General features: G+C 64.7%; 14 protein-coding genes. 9 read left to right on the top strand and 5 right to left on the bottom strand.

Annotated features, from left to right (window positions below; all coding sequences use genetic code 11):
• Window positions 1-35: 35 nt before the first annotated feature.
• The 3 genes from GTZ97_RS02455 to GTZ97_RS02465 form a co-directional block, all read right to left on the bottom strand.
• Window positions 36-1,442: a coiled-coil domain-containing protein gene (locus GTZ97_RS02455; RefSeq protein ID WP_161648939.1), complete on the bottom strand. Its 1,407-nt coding sequence runs from the start codon at window positions 1,440-1,442 to the stop codon at window positions 36-38.
• Window positions 1,443-1,538: 96 nt separating this feature from the next.
• Window positions 1,539-1,910 (bottom strand): hypothetical protein, encoded by a 372-nt coding sequence (locus GTZ97_RS02460; protein ID WP_161648940.1) that lies wholly within the window; start codon window positions 1,908-1,910, stop codon window positions 1,539-1,541.
• 6 nt (window positions 1,911-1,916) lie between these two features.
• The gene (locus tag GTZ97_RS02465; RefSeq protein ID WP_161648941.1) at window positions 1,917-2,912 is read right to left on the bottom strand and encodes a M23 family metallopeptidase; all 996 of its coding nucleotides are present in this window, start codon (window positions 2,910-2,912) and stop codon (window positions 1,917-1,919) included.
• Window positions 2,913-2,942: 30 nt separating this feature from the next.
• On the opposite strand from GTZ97_RS02465, the gene GTZ97_RS02470 reads away from it, so the two are divergent.
• The gene (locus GTZ97_RS02470) at window positions 2,943-3,302 is read left to right on the top strand and encodes a DciA family protein (RefSeq protein ID WP_161648942.1); all 360 of its coding nucleotides are present in this window, start codon (window positions 2,943-2,945) and stop codon (window positions 3,300-3,302) included.
• Between the two features lie 14 nt (window positions 3,303-3,316).
• On the opposite strand, the gene GTZ97_RS02475 is transcribed toward GTZ97_RS02470, so the two are convergent.
• Window positions 3,317-4,489 carry an NAD(P)/FAD-dependent oxidoreductase gene (locus tag GTZ97_RS02475; protein WP_161648943.1) on the bottom strand — a complete coding sequence of 391 codons (1,173 nt, stop codon included), beginning with the start codon at window positions 4,487-4,489 and terminating at the stop codon, window positions 3,317-3,319.
• A gap of 11 nt (window positions 4,490-4,500) precedes the next feature.
• Window positions 4,501-4,665, bottom strand: coding sequence for a rubredoxin (locus GTZ97_RS02480; RefSeq protein WP_161648944.1), 165 nt, complete (start codon window positions 4,663-4,665; stop codon window positions 4,501-4,503).
• Window positions 4,666-4,949: 284 nt separating this feature from the next.
• Here GTZ97_RS02480 and GTZ97_RS02485 point away from each other — a divergent pair, with 284 nt between their 5' ends.
• The 8 genes from GTZ97_RS02485 (at window position 4,950) to GTZ97_RS02520 (ending at window position 14,272) form a co-directional block, all read left to right on the top strand.
• Window positions 4,950-7,358 (top strand): SLBB domain-containing protein, encoded by a 2,409-nt coding sequence (locus tag GTZ97_RS02485; protein WP_161648945.1) that lies wholly within the window; start codon window positions 4,950-4,952, stop codon window positions 7,356-7,358.
• Window positions 7,359-7,360: 2 nt separating this feature from the next.
• A complete protein-coding gene (locus GTZ97_RS02490; protein ID WP_161648946.1) occupies window positions 7,361-8,536 on the top strand; it encodes a Wzz/FepE/Etk N-terminal domain-containing protein in 1,176 nt (391 codons plus the stop codon).
• Window positions 8,505-9,308: a hypothetical protein gene (locus GTZ97_RS02495; RefSeq protein ID WP_161648947.1), complete on the top strand. Its 804-nt coding sequence runs from the start codon at window positions 8,505-8,507 to the stop codon at window positions 9,306-9,308. The genes GTZ97_RS02490 and GTZ97_RS02495 overlap by 32 nt, the downstream gene beginning before the upstream one ends.
• A complete protein-coding gene (locus GTZ97_RS02500) occupies window positions 9,289-10,212 on the top strand; it encodes a hypothetical protein (RefSeq protein WP_161648948.1) in 924 nt (307 codons plus the stop codon). The genes GTZ97_RS02495 and GTZ97_RS02500 overlap by 20 nt, the downstream gene beginning before the upstream one ends.
• Window positions 10,212-10,892 (top strand): hypothetical protein, encoded by a 681-nt coding sequence (locus GTZ97_RS02505; protein WP_161648949.1) that lies wholly within the window; start codon window positions 10,212-10,214, stop codon window positions 10,890-10,892. The genes GTZ97_RS02500 and GTZ97_RS02505 overlap by 1 nt, the downstream gene beginning before the upstream one ends.
• Window positions 10,889-12,157, top strand: coding sequence for a lipopolysaccharide biosynthesis protein (locus GTZ97_RS02510; RefSeq protein WP_161648950.1), 1,269 nt, complete (start codon window positions 10,889-10,891; stop codon window positions 12,155-12,157). Before GTZ97_RS02505 ends, GTZ97_RS02510 begins: the two co-directional genes overlap by 4 nt.
• Before the next feature lie 67 nt (window positions 12,158-12,224).
• Window positions 12,225-13,487 (top strand): hypothetical protein, encoded by a 1,263-nt coding sequence (locus GTZ97_RS02515; protein WP_236650977.1) that lies wholly within the window; start codon window positions 12,225-12,227, stop codon window positions 13,485-13,487.
• A complete protein-coding gene (locus GTZ97_RS02520) occupies window positions 13,484-14,272 on the top strand; it encodes a glycosyltransferase family 2 protein (protein ID WP_161648952.1) in 789 nt (262 codons plus the stop codon). The genes GTZ97_RS02515 and GTZ97_RS02520 overlap by 4 nt, the downstream gene beginning before the upstream one ends.
• Window positions 14,273-14,279 lie beyond the last annotated feature (7 nt).

A 14,279-nucleotide genomic window follows, 5' to 3' on the forward strand; every position in this document is an offset into this window, starting at 1 on the left:
GCGCAGGCCACGCGATGCCGCGGCGCGGCAGGTGATCAGAACGCGTGCGCACCGTGGGCCCCCAGACTCATCTGGTACTGCAGGAAGATCTGCGTGTCCTTCACGCCCAGGCGGGCCCGGTCGTCGTTGAGCTGAACGCGCCAGCGGTGGAACTCGCTGGGCGACCAGTCCAGCATCAGGCTGGTGCGCTTGGGGTTGTGCTTTTCGCCGGCCAGATCCTCCAGGTCGGTCCGCACGCTGCCGCTGTTTAGCCGGTCATGGCGCAGGCCCACGCGCCATTTGGGCATGAACTGGTAGACGCCCTGCAGGTACCAGCCGGACTGGCTGCTGCGGTAGAAACCGTCAGCGGGCGGCACGTCGGGTTCGATCAGCGTGGCCGTGCCCGTCTCCTTGCGCCGGAAGTACTCGCCCTGCAGCTTGAACGCGGTGGACGATGCGTTGCCGTTGGGTGCCCACTTCCACACCCCATCAAGCACCCACAGGCGGCTCTTGCCGGTGAAGCTCATCTCTTCGCCAGCGTGTTCGTCGCCTTCATGTGCGTGCCCCTCAGTCCACGCGCGGTCAGCGGCCTTGGCACGCAGCCACGACAGCCCCAGTCGCCAGCTGTGGTTGTCGCCGATGTCGCCACCGGTGCGGGCAAACAGTGTGGTGGCGCCCAGTTGGTTGCTGTTGCGCTCGGAACCGGGGTAAGCCTTGCCGTTGCCCAGTTCGGCGCCCAGTTCCATGTATTGCGTGGTGGGCAGCACCCACTTGATCTGCGCGCCCTCCTGCTTGTACTGGCCCCCGAGAAAGGCCTGGTGCACGAAGGGCGCATCCACGAAGTCCCATGCGTGGGCGTGCTGCTCGTTCTGATAGCCCACCGCGCCAAAGAAGCGGCCGCCCTTGAGCGTGAGGCCGTGGGGCAGGCTGGTGGACTGGATGTAGGCCTCTTCGACCTCGGCCTCGTTCTCGTCGTTGAGCCCCAGCGTCAGCGCGCCCATCGCCAGGGTGTCGATGTTGGCGCGGAAGCTGATTTCGGACTCACCCAGGTTGAAACTGCGCGTGCCCGGGCCCACGCCATGGCCCTCGCCGCCGAGCTTGAAACCGCTGAGTTCCCAGGTGTCCGGGTCGCGCTTCAGGCTGGCGTAGGTGCCACTGAGGATGACCGACATTGACGGGTTGAAGCGGTTGTCCGTGTTCTTGGGCACCTGGGCCACAGCAGCGGCTGGGGCCTCGGTAGCGGGTTGGACGGGGGACTCTGTGGTGGCCCTGACGGTGGCGGCCGTCGAGCCTTGGCGGCTCGCGGCCTCGAGCCGGTCTTCCAGCGCCTTGATGCGCGCTTCGTACTGCTGACGCAGCTCATCGATCTGCTGGCGCAGCGTGTTGATCTCTGAGGCGGATTGGGCCGAGGCGCCCAGGCAGGTCAGGCCCGTTGCGAGGGCCACGAGGGTGTGTTTGAACATGTGAAGCCATCAGCCGCCTCATACATGGGCGGCTGCCTGTGTCTGAATGGGTCGATCAGGACGACGCGCGCGGCGTCACCCCGGTGAAGCAGGTGATCAGACGGTGGGACTGGGCGGGGCGCGCGAGCGCACGGCCCATCGTGGGGCCAGGTCGGCGGACGTCCATGGTGTGGCGGCAGGTGGGGGGCACTCCGCCAACGCGGCGTGCCACTGCGGTGCAGAAGAGGGCAGGGCGGCACCCAGCCCGTGCAGGCCCAGACACGCGCAGCAGATCCGATGCGCGGGATGGCCGTGCTCATCGTGGTCTGCGGCCGAATGGGCGTGCGACACGTCGGCCATGTCGGCCGCATCGGTCGCGTGGGTGCCGATGTGCGACAGCCCATGCACCCACGCGAGCTGCTGCAGCAGCAGCCAAGCGGCCACCAGCAGGAGCAGCCCGCTCCAGCGGGTGATGCGGCGTCGTGTCATGCGCCGTTACTGTACCGAAGTTTGGCCAGGGGTGCGGGTTTGTGCGGAGGCCACTGGCGTCTGGTTGAGCTTCAGAAAGCGGGCCGGGTTCTGGTGCACGCCGTCAAGCAAGACTTCAAAGTGCAGGTGCGGCCCGGTGGAGCGCCCGGTGCTGCCCACTTCGGCAATCTTCTGGCCGGGCTTGACCAGATCGCCGGGTTTGACCAGCATGCGCGACGCGTGGGCGTAGCGGGTGACCAGGTTGTTGCCGTGATCGAGCTCGATCATCTGCCCGTACTGCGGGTGGAACTCGGCGCTCAGGACCACCCCGCCCGCTGCGGCCATGATGGGCGTGCCCGGCGGGGCCGGGAAATCGAGCCCGGTGTGCAGCGCCCGGTGGGCACCGAAGGGGTCGATCCGGAAACCGAAGCCCGAGCCGATGGGGCCAGCCACCGGCGCCATGCTCGGCACCATCAGCGCATCCAGGCGCTTTTCGAACAGGCGCGATTCGATCAGCGTCAGCACGTCGGCCTGCTGTTCGCCATGGTGCTGCAGCGTGTCCATGTGGTTGCGCAGGCTGTCGACCGTCCAGGCGGGGGCGGTGCTGACGGCCTCCCGCAGCGGCGACAGCGGCCCACCCGCAGGTTGCGACGCCGCGCCGGCTGGCTCGACGGCCTTGAATTCTTCGGGCTTCATGCCTGCCGCAGCGGCCACGCGCTCGCTGACGCTTTCCAGTCGCATCAGGCGCGCCTGCAGATCGCCTACTTTGACGGCCATGGCATCCAGGTTCTCGCGCATGAAGCGCTCACGCCGGTCGCTTTCGTGCTGTTGCAGAAAGCGGGCGGCATCCGAGACAATGGGCCAGTTGGCGCGGGTGGCGTGCATCAGCAGCGAGTGGTAGGCCATCGCGCTGAGCATCATCACGGGCAAAATGAGCAGCACGGCCGCCAGCAGGACCGACCAGGGCGTGAACTGAATCACCCTTGGTCGTGCGAACACGCTGGTCGTGATGAGTATCTGCATCCGGCACCCCTTACAACGGAATCCACAAAGATGAGCGCGCCACCCCGATATCCGACGTTCGGTCGGAGACAGGCCCCGGCCACGTACCAGCCCTTGGTGCCGGACGTGCCCCGTGTGGATCAGGCGCTCGATCATGCCGAGCCCCTGGTGAGCCTCATGCAGCGGCTGCGTGCTTCGCAGCGATGCCTGGAGGTGGTGCGCTCCGTGCTGCCGCCTGCGATGGCGGCGCACGTCAAGGCGGGACCACTGGACGAATCGGGGTGGACCCTGCTGGCTGCCAATTCGGCCGTGTCGGCCAAATTGCGCCAGCTACAGCCGCGCCTGGTCGAGGCGCTGGCTGCGAAGGGGCACAAGGTTACCGCAATCCGTGTGCGGGTTCAAACCGGCTGATGTGACAGCGGTTGTTACAAGAGCGCCGGCGTCTGGGCCGCCCAGGCCTGGCGTTGCGCCGTGGCCTTGCCCTGAAGCACGAAGCCCAGCATGCGCTCGGGCTCGCTGGCAGAGACGAAACGGGCCTCCAGCGACTCCTCGGTTTCGGTTACCTGCCAATGGCCTTCGGTCCCGGCCGCGGGGGGGCACACCACTGTGGGGCAGGCAGGCGTCTTGACCACCACCGGCATGGCCGGATAGCTCACGGCGGTGCGCTTGCCGGTGAGGGTGGCGGCGAGGGCGCGGGCCTGCTGCATCAGCGGCATCACATAGGGCAACAGAAGGCTCTCGACCTCGGCGCAGTCGCCCAGGGCATGCACATGCGGCACGCTGGTGGCCATCTCACGGTTGACGCGCACGCCGCGTGCGATCTCGGCGCCGGCCTGCGCCGCCAGCTCGGTACGCGGCTTCAGGCCGATGGCCGAAACGACCAAGTCGGCGTCCAGTGTGCTGCCATCGCTCAAAGTGAGCTGCAAGACGTCACCCGCGCGGTGGACCGCGGTCACGCTGGTACCGAAGCGGAAGGCCGCGCCACCGGTCTCAAGGGCCTGTTGCAGGCGGGCGCTGGCGGCTTCGGGTAGCAATCGCGCGAGAGGGCGATCCGCAATGTCGAACACCGTGGCCTGGATGTCGCGGTGCAACAAGTCGTTGGCGAACTCGCAGCCGATCAGGCCGGCGCCGAGGATGGCCACACGCTTGACCGGCTGACCTGCGGGGCCCTTGTCCAGCGCGTCGACAAACGCGGCAAAGTCGTCCAGGTCGTTGACCGATACGACGGTGTCGACCGCATCGCCAGTCAAGGGCAGGCGGATCTGATCGGCACCGAGCGCCAGCACCAGGTCGCGGTAAGTCAGCACTTCGCCGCTGGACAGCGTGACCGTGCGGGCGGCGGCGTCCACGCCATCCACGCGCGTGCGGGGCAGTACCCGGGCCTTGAGCTCGTCGGCCATTTTCTCGGCCGGCTTCATGACCAGCGACGTGGCAGTCTTCTTGCCGGCCAGCGCGTTCGACAGCATGGGCTTGGAATAAAAGCCCGCGGCGTCGCGGCTGATGATCACCAGCGGCACCTCGGCGTCGAGCTTGCGCAACTCGCGCGCGAGGTTGTAGCCCGCCAGGCCCGCGCCGACGATGACGATGGGATCAGACATGGCCGCCCCGATCAGATCTCGACCATCTCGAAGTCGGACTTGCCGACGCCGCAGTCCGGACACAGCCAGGTGTCAGGCACGTCTTCCCACTTGGTGCCGGGGGGAATGCCGTCTTCAGGTGCACCAGCGGCTTCGTCATAGATGTAGCCGCACACAACACATTGGAATTTCTTCATGGGGATGCCAGAGGGCCGGGGCCCGGAAAACATGCAAAAAAACAGCCGCATTCTGATGCAAGTCAGATGCCATGTGGGGGCACGGGGCTGCCAGAAAGGTGATTTCGGCGACACGACACAGTCAGCCGGCGGCTGAAACTTGTGCGCAACAGGGGCATGTCGGGGGGCAAGGAAGCGTTGTGCTGCTTCTACAATGGCCCGATCTTGGCTGGTGAAAAGATGGATTCATGCGTCAGCGGCATCTCGCAATAGCATGTCAGGCGATTTCCGGGCTGGCTCTGGTGATGGCCGCCTTGACCGCCCATGGTCAGACTGGCGTTCGCCTGCTCTACGGTCAGGCCCCAGCCTCGGCGCCAGGCGCGCCGATGACGCCCTCACCAGCGCCCCTGCCCGGTGGCCTGGATCGCATGATGCCAGGCGGCCGTCTCGACACCACGCTCACCCCGCCCTTTGGCAGCTCGGCGATTCGGGGCGTCGATCCGGCGCTGAGGTCCGACTCGCTGTCGGGTTCGGCCCAACTGGGGCCGGCGGCCGAGTTGCCGGCCCTGCCGCCCAATGATTTCCAGCGGTTCGTGCTCGAAACCAGCGGGCAGGCGCTGCCGCTGTTTGGCGCCGACTTCTTCCGCCAGGCCAACCCCTTCCCCTCGGTCAGCAACGCGCCGGTCTCGCCCGATTACCGAATGGGGCCGGGCGACGAACTCCACGTCCGTGCATGGGGTTCGGTCGACATCGATGTGCGCACCACCGTCGACCGCGACGGCCGCATCCACATTCCCCGAATCGGGGCGGTCAGCGTGGCCGGCATCCGCAGCGCCCAGGCGGAGGATGTCGTCCGGGCCGCCGTGGGCAAGTACTACAAGGAATTCCAGCTCAGCGTCACGATGGGCCAGCTGCGCGCCATCACGATCTACGTGGTGGGCCAGGCGCGCAAGCCGGGCGCCTACACGCTGAGCAGCCAGTCCACGCTGGTGTCGGCGCTGTTTGCCAGCGGCGGGCCCAATCAGAACGGCAGCATGCGCCGCGTGCAGGTCAAGCGGGCAGACAAGACCGTCACCGAGCTGGATCTGTATGACTTCCTCGCTCAAGGCCACAAGGGTGCCGATGTGCGGCTGCAGGATGGCGACACCATTGTGATCCCACCTGCGCGCGGGTTTGTGGCGCTCAGCGGCAAGGTGGCCGTGCCCGCCGTGTATGAAATCGACAAGGGCGGCGACACCATCGGGTCGCTGCTGGCACTCACCGGCGGCCTGCCGGTGGTGGCCGACCCCAGGCGGGTGCAACTCGAGCGGCTGGATCCTGCACGCAAGCCCGCGCGCAGCGTCGAGGTGTTTGCGCTGGATGACGCCGGGCTGAACAAGCGCGTGCGCAGCGGCGACCTGCTGACCGTGTCGTCGGTGGTGCCGGAGTTCGGCAACACGGTCAGCCTGCGCGGCAACGTGGCTCAGCCCTTGCGCAGCCCGTGGCGAGAGGGCATGACGGTGCGCGACCTCATCCCCAGCAAGGCCGCGTTGATGTCGCGCGCTTCGGTGCGCAGGCAAAACGAGGTGCTGCTCAATGAAGAGGACAGGCGCCGTGCCAGCCGGGGGTTCAACATCGAGTCGCCCATGCCCGATGACCCACGCTATGTGGGCGAGCGCCGGCCCAATGAGCGGCCCGCCGGCGAGCGTGTCGCAGGCGACACGGCCGACACCCTCGCTGCCCGCATCGGAAATCTGGTTGACGAGATCAACCTCGACTATGCCGTCGTCGAGCGGGTCGACCCCAACAACGTCACCGTGCAGTTGATCCCGTTCAACCTCGGACAGGCCCTGCAGGATCCGGCGAGCCCGGAGAACCTCCCGCTGCAGCCGGGCGACATCGTCACCGTGTTTTCCGTCAACGACGTGCGCGTGCCGCAGGCCAAGCGCCAGGTGTTCGTGCGCGTCGAGGGTGAAGTCAACCGCCCGGGCGTCTACCAGATGACACCGGGCGAGGGCCTGCATCAGTTGATCAGCAAGGCTGGCGGGCTGACGCCAGATGCCTACCTCTTTGGCGCGGCTTTCTATCGCGAAGAAGTGCGCCGTAACCAGGCTGCGGCGCTGAACCAGTTGGTCAATCGCCTGGAAAGCCAGGTGCAGAGCCGTCTGAGCACGTCGGCCGCCAATGTCTCGGGCGCCGATGCGCCAGGCGTGGCGCAGTTGCGACTGCAGGCCGAGGTGGCCGCCCAGAAGGAGGCGCTGCAGCGCTTGCGCGAACTGCGCCCGACCGGCCGCATCATGCTGGGCCTGCAGGGTCTTGGTGCCCAGCCGGACCAACTGCCGCCGCTGAAGCTGGAATCGCAGGATCGCCTCGTGGTGCCCAGCCGGCCCGACTTCGTGTACGTGCTGGGCTCGGTCAACACCGAGTCGTCACTGATCTGGCGTCAGGGGCACAAGGTGCAGGACTACTTGGACCAATCGGGTCTGACCGGCGGGGCGGATCTGGACGAGCTGTTCGTCATCCGCGCCGATGGCAGTGTGTTGTCGAACGCAGGCGCCCGTTGGTTCAGCAGCGTGCGCAGCGCCACGGTGCTGCCGGGCGACGTGATCGTGCTGCCCGAGAAGACCAACCGTGAAAGCGCCTGGACCGTGTTCACGCGCAACGCCAAGGACATCACGCAGATCATCTACCAGTTCAGTCTGGGGGCTGCGGCGATCAAGACGTTGAGGGATTGATCGTGAGGCCGTCGAACGAGTTCAGCACACCTTCGCCTGAGCAACAGGGCGGGGAAGTCAACCTGCTAGACATTCTTTTGCTGGTCAAGCTGCATTGGCGCTTGCTCGTTGCGCTCCCGGTCGTTTTCAGCGTGGTGGGTTTCGGTGCGTCATGGTTGATGACGCCGCGGTACACGGCTGTTACCCAGATCATGGTGCCTCAGCCGAGTCAGGCGTCATCCTTGTCCATGCTGGCGAGCGGAGCCTCTGGCGGGCTTTTGAGCGCAGCGGCCTTGCCTGGGTTGAAGAACCCCGCTGATCAATGGGTCGGCTTGCTCAGCAGCCGTACCGTGGCAGACGCGCTGATCGACCGCTTCGAGCTGATGCAAGCCTATGGTGCGACATTGCGTATGCACGCCCGTGACACCCTTGCTGCCAGTACACGCATTCAAGGAAAGCGCGATGGCCTCATCCAAATCGAAGTCGACGACTCGGCGCCCGAGCGAGCTGCACAGCTGGCAAACGGTTATGTCGAGGCCCTGCAGCGGTTGTCCAGCAACCTTGCAGTGACCGAAGCGGCGCAGCGCCGGGTCTTTCTTGAAAAGCAATTGGCGCAAGCCATGGAACGCCTTCGCAAGGCGGAGGCGAGCATGCGCGGCGCGGGGGTCTCTGTTGATTTTCTCAAGCTGTCGCCGGATGCAACTGTCAACCGCCTGGCCCAGTTGCGTGCGGAGATTGCCTCCCGAGAGGTGCAGGTGGCGGTACTACGCGGGACGATGACCGAGTCCAACCCGGAGCTCCAGCGCGTGCTCGCCAGCCTTCGTGCGCTGCGCGGGCAGCTCGCTCAGTTGGAGCGGGCTGAAGCCTCGGGCCAGCAAGCAGCGGGCGAGGCAGGTATGCCTGCAGGCTATGCCGATGCTTACCGAGAGTACCGGTATCAAGAGACGTTGTACGACCTGCTGGCGCGTCAGCTGGAGATCGCCAAGGCAGATGAATTGCGCGAGGGCGCCATGCTGCAAGTGGTCGACGCTGCTCAGGTGCCTGAATGGAAGTCGAGTCCCAAGCGTGCGTTCCTGGCGCTGACAGCCGGGATGATCGGGCTGCTCATCGCACTTGTTTGGGTGGTTGTGCGTGTGGCGGTGCGGCACTATCGAGCCGACCCTGCAAATGCAGCGAAGCTCGAGCAACTGCGTGCCTGAGCAGATGACGGCACTGGCCGGCATGCATGCAGTTCTACATCAGCGTAGTTTGTCGCTGGGAATCGAGTACGGCAACGTACACGGTTTCTTCTCGGATGCCAAGGCGCACCCGCACGCTGAAGCGAAGGCCTTTGATGGCGGAGTGCGTGAACTCACCGGTGACTTGCGTGGGGCATCCGTGCGCATGGAAGACCGCGTGCAGATCGACTCGGACCACTTGTCCCGGCGTTTGACCTTCACCATGCTGGATGATGCCCGTCTATACGACCTGGTCAGCCGGTTTGTCGTGATCGACCGATCCGGGGTGCGTGAAGGATGGATCAACGGTCAGGCGGTTGGGCATCGTGCTCGCAGCGTCTATCACCAGTTCCCAGCTTCTGAGGCCGTTGTACCTGTGGGCCATGCCCACTGGCTTCGCGCCCGCTTTCGCGTTGAGGGCGAGCTGCCCCCGGGGATGGCGCACGTGGCCTACATTCGCGACGAGGCGAGTACGCATGAAGGGAACCGTTGGATCTTGCATCACCGCCTCATTGCCTTGCCACATGGGGACAACCTGGCGCTGAGAGGTTGCAACCCCCGATTCAATCGCCCTGTCCCTGCGGCGCTGAATCATCGGGTGCCACTGGCCCTGCGCCGCGCGCTCTACCGCATTCGTGAAGCCCGCTGGCCTCATGCGCCCATCATGGCCGTTGCGCATGCGCGGTGGCGTGCGGGCCAGCAGGTGACTTTGGTCACCGACCTCTGCTTGAGCCATGGTGACCGGCCTCAGTGACACGGCCAGGCGCGCGCGTTATCGGCAGGCTGCGCTCCGGCTCCATGCGTTTCTGGATGCGCAGTTGGATCCGGTTGGGGGCTATCCCGACAAGGTCACTTGGGGGTATGCCATGACAGCGCTTTTTGCGGTTCGCATGTCTCCCGATTCGCCTGGGTCGTTGGCGGACAAGGCATGCGACCATCTTGCTCGGCAGGATGTCGGCTCGGCTGAGTACTCGTGGGAGTTTGTCGTGCATGCGATGCAGAACGCGAGGAATACAGCGTCATCCGCGATGCCCCTGCCTCTGCTTGCGCACCGGGCAAAGGGCACGCGCATGTTCAACTGGTTCTTGCTCAGGCAGGCCAACCGTGGCTGGTTCCCGACCGCCCGCTGGTGGACGCTGTTCAAGCTCCGCCTTGCCAGGGCCATCTATACGACCCCGGACGGGTTTATCCAGGATGAGCTGTTGACCCGGTCGCTTCAGTACCACGCATTCTGCCTTTATGTCCTGTGCGAACTGGTGCAGCAGTACCCGAAAGCCGGCTTCCTCAAGGCGTGGCTGGTGGATGGCGTCCGATTCAGCGTGAAGCATCTCCTGCCGGATGGCAGTGCCTTGTGGCTTGGCAGGGGCCAGGAGCAGATCTTCGGGTACGCCGCGCTGATACGTGCCATGGAGTTCGTGCATGCCAGGCTAGAGCCGGTCCCGTCGCCCGCGTTGCTCCAGGTTCAGGAGCGACTGCTGTCATTTCAACGCGCCGATGGCAGCTTTCCATTGGTGCTGAGGCGAAGGCAGCCAGAACCTGAAACGGCCCGAAGCGCGGATGCCCCGCCCGGCTGGTATGGCTACAACACGCTGTACGACTATCTGCCCTTTCTCGGGCAAGCACTTGTACTGGCTTCCGGCGATGAAGGGAGTGTCTGATGCTGCACGCTCAGGTCCGGCAGCTTTCACCCCGGGTTACCGCGGCATGGGCGACGCCCACTTCAGGGTATGGCCATGTTGCAGACGAGCAGCCCTTGCCCTTCCTCACTGCAGACGGGCTCGAACTAACGCCGCGCTTCGGCGGTGAGCCCGGTCAGCCGGGCACGGAACGGGCCCAATTGGGCTTACCGTATGGTGTGCTTGACCAGGCGTGGCCGCTCCGTCAGCGGCTTTTCAACTGGCCTCGGCGGCGCGTCAACCTCTACTGGCGCGAGCTGTTTCGCACGCGCACGCCGGCAGACGGGCGTCTGCTGATTCTCGACCAGTTGTCGTTTCGATCCACACCAGATGGCTTTGAGGGAGCTTCACCCATTCTGGCGTTTCGCCGTGCCATCTCGGGCGGGCCAGATCATCTGACGGTCGTTGATCACTTGAGCTTCCGAACAGCATTGCGTTTCGCGCGCTTCGCGCCCGTGGTGGTGCCCTTGTTTGACGACTGGGGTGTGAATCAGTCAGATGCGCGTTGGCTTGATGCGCCCGGCATCTCGCTTGTCAGACAGGGCGTCCAGTGCTCTGCGGCAGGAGTGTCAACCGTTTGGGCTGAGGTCATCCCCGAGTTCCATGTCGACGCTGGGCAGACCGTGACGCGGCGCTATACATACCGGTGGGCTCTGCCATGAGTCGGTTTCGCCTGTCGCTGACTTACGGCGCGCTGGAGCAGATTGGCGTGCGCGTATGCGACCTGGTGGCCATGTGGTTGCTGATGCGCACCCTGCCCGAAGCAGATCTGGCCACCTACGGCGTGGCCACGGCATTGCTCTTTGTCTTCAGCCTCGTTCTGGTTACGCCCGAAGCCGCACTGATGCGCGACAAGAAGAAGTGGCAGGCCGAAGGTGCGCTGAAGTCCTACCTCAGCGGTATGCTGCTGTTTGCATGGCTGCGTGTGCTGGTGGTGGGCATGCTGGCATTCGGCGTTGCCGCCACGCATGGGCTGCACCAGACTTTCACTTATGCGTGCCTGCTGGCCTGTGGGGTCCAGTTGATCCAGCTCGCTGAGGTCGCCCGACTGGAACACCGTGTCGACATGGCTCATGCCACGGTGTTCAAGGTCGAGTTGTGGGCGAAGATCGGCTTTCTGGCATGCAGCGCGTTGATGTTTGTCCGGCCCGGCCTGCAGGTGTATGTGGGCATCTACATCGGCTGGTACCTTGTCGTCGCGCTCTATTGGCACATGCGCCTCGTCAGGAAGCATGGTTTGAGCTGGGTGCCAGCCTGGCGCCATCTGCCACGGGCCTTCGACGCGTTGCGTGCGTTCGCGTTCTGGCAGCATCTCTCGGGCGTGGTGACCTACGTGATGTACAACATCGACCCGTGGATACTCGCTCGTTTCGGTACACCTGTCAGCGATGTGGCCCTGTATACGGCCGTGCTGAAGATCTCTGCGCTGTTCTTCGCGGTGCCGATGTTTCTCCAGAACATGGTCGCCGTGTTTCTTGTCAACAGTGAGGCTGGTTTGGCGCGTGTTCAGCGGTTCCGCAAGATGTTTTTCGTGAACGCCGGCATCAGCGCCGCGCAGTATGCGTTCTTCATGCTTTTCGGCACATGGCTGGCGACCGTGTTCCGCGGACAGGATACGTCGGCTGAAGCCTTCCACGGGCTGGGGCTGGTCATCGGCCTGGGCGTGTTGATTCTGAACCTGGTGCGCCCTGTCATGGCCGATCTGATTCTTCATGCCAACATGCGAGCACTCCTGATCACCGCCTATCTGCCCGCGCTCCTGCTGTCGGCGGTGGCTTACGTTGCCCTGACTGCCTTGTATGGCATGGAGGGCTGTGCTTGGGCATCAACCCTTTCTTACACCATCTTTGCCGCACTGATTCTGGTGCATGGCTGGTCGAGTGACACCGTGAAGCAAACTTTTCGCTTGCGGGGCGGTCATGGCTGAGCGCTCACGCCGTTCATCGGGGGCCTGGATGGCCGGCTTGGTGCTCATCGCGCTCAGCATGGCTTTCATGCCCTTCACGCTCGAGGACACGTGGATCTTCCTGGCCATTGCCCGCGAGTTCCCGTCGCAGGACGGACTGAGAGGTGCCACGTCGTTGAGTTGGGGGATGCTCGCTGTCCTTGCGCAGGCTGTGGCGGGGCCATCCGATGCGACCTGGGTATTGAAGGTCTTCAGTGCGACATGTTGGCTGCTGGCCGGGCTGTGCACATTGCGCGCCGTGACGACAGTTCGCCCAGACGTTTCCGCGCTACGCATTGCCTTGGTATTCGGGTTGATGTCCCCCACCATATGGTCCTGGTCTGGCATGGACACGGCCTGGAGCATGCTGTGGGCTTCGGCCTGCCTGTGGATGCTGGCCGTCAGCCGCGTGGGACAGCACCGTCGCTTCCCTGCTGAGTTGACACTTGCCGCGTTGCTTGGCGCTGCATACCTGGTGCGCCCCGAAATGCTCTGGGTGGGGCCGCTGTGGTTGCTGTGGGTACGGTCCAAGGTGCCTGCCGCGCGCTGGGTGTGGCTGTGCGCAGTCACGCTTGCCATGCTTGCCGTGAGCGTATGGGGATACAACGGCCTGACGGGCAGCTTCACGCCGACATCGTCATCCAAGATTGGGCTGCCCGGCGTCGTGACGCTGATCAGCGTGGCTTGGTTCATCGTGCAGGCCGTTCCCCTGGCTGTCTCGGCCCGCGGCGCCCCTGCGCCCCTACGTGGTGATGCGTCACAGCTCTGGGTCGTCATCCTCGCTGTGGTCGCACTCCGGCTGGCCGAGCACGCGGTGCTCGGAGGAATCGACCATCGTCCGCTCGCGGTCCTCATGCCGTGCCTGGTCATGGCGTGGGCCTTGATCGCGCCCCATCGCCTCAGCAAGGCCGCCGCTGCGTTGCTGTGGGTGCCCATGATGGTGCTTTACGCGCTGAACGTGGATAACGCCCGGTGGTATGCACAACGAACAGAGGCCGTGCATCAGCAGGTTGTGCAGTCTTTGGCTGGGCTGCCTGGCGACTTGGTCGTCGGGACCGATGAGGTGGGGCTGGTGTCGTACAGATTCGGCATCTCGCGCGTACTCGACCATCACCACCTCATTGGGCGCGGGCTCTCCTCGCTACTGGATGCCGATGTCCTGGTGTTCACCGGCAACCTCCGTCAGGCGGACGCGATGGAGGCGGGCTTTCAGGCCGTTCAGACCTATTGTTTCGAGAGTCGGCCCACCGTTTATGTGCGGTCTGTCGGCATGACGCCTCGTGCTTACTGCAAGACGCTCTACCAAAGATGAACAAACTCCCATTTGGCGTCAGCGTGGTCATCCCGACTTGCGATCGACCGCACATGTTGCAGCGGTTGCTCCGGTCGATCACGTTCTCATCCGAGTACGAGGTGGAGGTCATCATCGTCGACGACGCCTCGACGGACGTGGTCGAATATCAGCGCGTGGTAGACGCATGGCGTGGGGTGTTTCCGTCATTCCATTATCTTCGGCTGCCCAGGCGGTCGGGCGCCCCGGTGGCGCGTAATGCGGGCATCAGGACGGCGCGGTACGAATGGATCGCACTGGTGGACGACGACGATGAGTGGTTGCCCGGCAAGCTGGATGAGCAGATGGGCGTGGCGAGACGAGTTTCGTCTGATGCAGGGCTCATCTATTGCTGGACCCGCGTTGTCAACGCCGACGGCGTCACGGAATCGGTCAGCCAGCCAGACGTCGAGGGCGACGCCGCGTCGTTTATCCTCAGGACGAATTTCATATTGTCACCTTCGGTGGTGATCCGCAAGGCCGCCTTCAACAAGGTGGGCATGTTTGACGAGGCGTTGCCGAGCTGCCAGGACTGGGACATGTGGGCGCGCATCCTGTGCGGTGGCTTCAGTTGCAGGGTCGTCAGAAAGGAACTCGCTGTTTATCATCGACATGGTGGCCCTTCAGTCGGGCTGTCCCCCCGTGCGCGCACCGGTTACCTCATGTTCCTGGACAAGCACTGGCGCCGCATGCTTCGTCATACCGGGCCGGTGAACTGGGCCCGTAAGCTTGTGCTCTACGTTCGCCTCTCACGGCATCGGGTATAGCTTTCCC

The sequence above is a fragment of the Aquabacterium fontiphilum genome (genome assembly GCF_009909205.1).
GTDB lineage: Bacteria > Pseudomonadota > Gammaproteobacteria > Burkholderiales > Burkholderiaceae_C > Aquabacterium > Aquabacterium fontiphilum.

Excerpts from the sequence above, each read along its gene's own strand:
- GTZ97_RS02455 (WP_161648939.1), bottom strand. The coding sequence starts at position 1,442 with ATGTTCAAACACACCCTCGTGGCCCTCGCAACGGGCCTGACCTGCCTG.
- GTZ97_RS02460 (WP_161648940.1), bottom strand. The coding sequence starts at position 1,910 with ATGACACGACGCCGCATCACCCGCTGGAGCGGGCTGCTCCTGCTGGTG.
- GTZ97_RS02465 (WP_161648941.1), bottom strand. The coding sequence starts at position 2,912 with ATGCAGATACTCATCACGACCAGCGTGTTCGCACGACCAAGGGTGATT.
- GTZ97_RS02470 (WP_161648942.1), top strand. The coding sequence starts at position 2,943 with ATGAGCGCGCCACCCCGATATCCGACGTTCGGTCGGAGACAGGCCCCG.
- GTZ97_RS02475 (WP_161648943.1), bottom strand. The coding sequence starts at position 4,489 with ATGTCTGATCCCATCGTCATCGTCGGCGCGGGCCTGGCGGGCTACAAC.
- GTZ97_RS02480 (WP_161648944.1), bottom strand. The coding sequence starts at position 4,665 with ATGAAGAAATTCCAATGTGTTGTGTGCGGCTACATCTATGACGAAGCC.
- GTZ97_RS02485 (WP_161648945.1), top strand. The coding sequence starts at position 4,950 with ATGGCCGCCTTGACCGCCCATGGTCAGACTGGCGTTCGCCTGCTCTAC.
- GTZ97_RS02495 (WP_161648947.1), top strand. The coding sequence starts at position 8,505 with ATGCAGCGAAGCTCGAGCAACTGCGTGCCTGAGCAGATGACGGCACTG.
- GTZ97_RS02500 (WP_161648948.1), top strand. The coding sequence starts at position 9,289 with ATGGTGACCGGCCTCAGTGACACGGCCAGGCGCGCGCGTTATCGGCAG.
- GTZ97_RS02505 (WP_161648949.1), top strand. The coding sequence starts at position 10,212 with ATGCTGCACGCTCAGGTCCGGCAGCTTTCACCCCGGGTTACCGCGGCA.
- GTZ97_RS02510 (WP_161648950.1), top strand. The coding sequence starts at position 10,889 with ATGAGTCGGTTTCGCCTGTCGCTGACTTACGGCGCGCTGGAGCAGATT.
- GTZ97_RS02515 (WP_236650977.1), top strand. The coding sequence starts at position 12,225 with ATGCCCTTCACGCTCGAGGACACGTGGATCTTCCTGGCCATTGCCCGC.
- GTZ97_RS02520 (WP_161648952.1), top strand. The coding sequence starts at position 13,484 with ATGAACAAACTCCCATTTGGCGTCAGCGTGGTCATCCCGACTTGCGAT.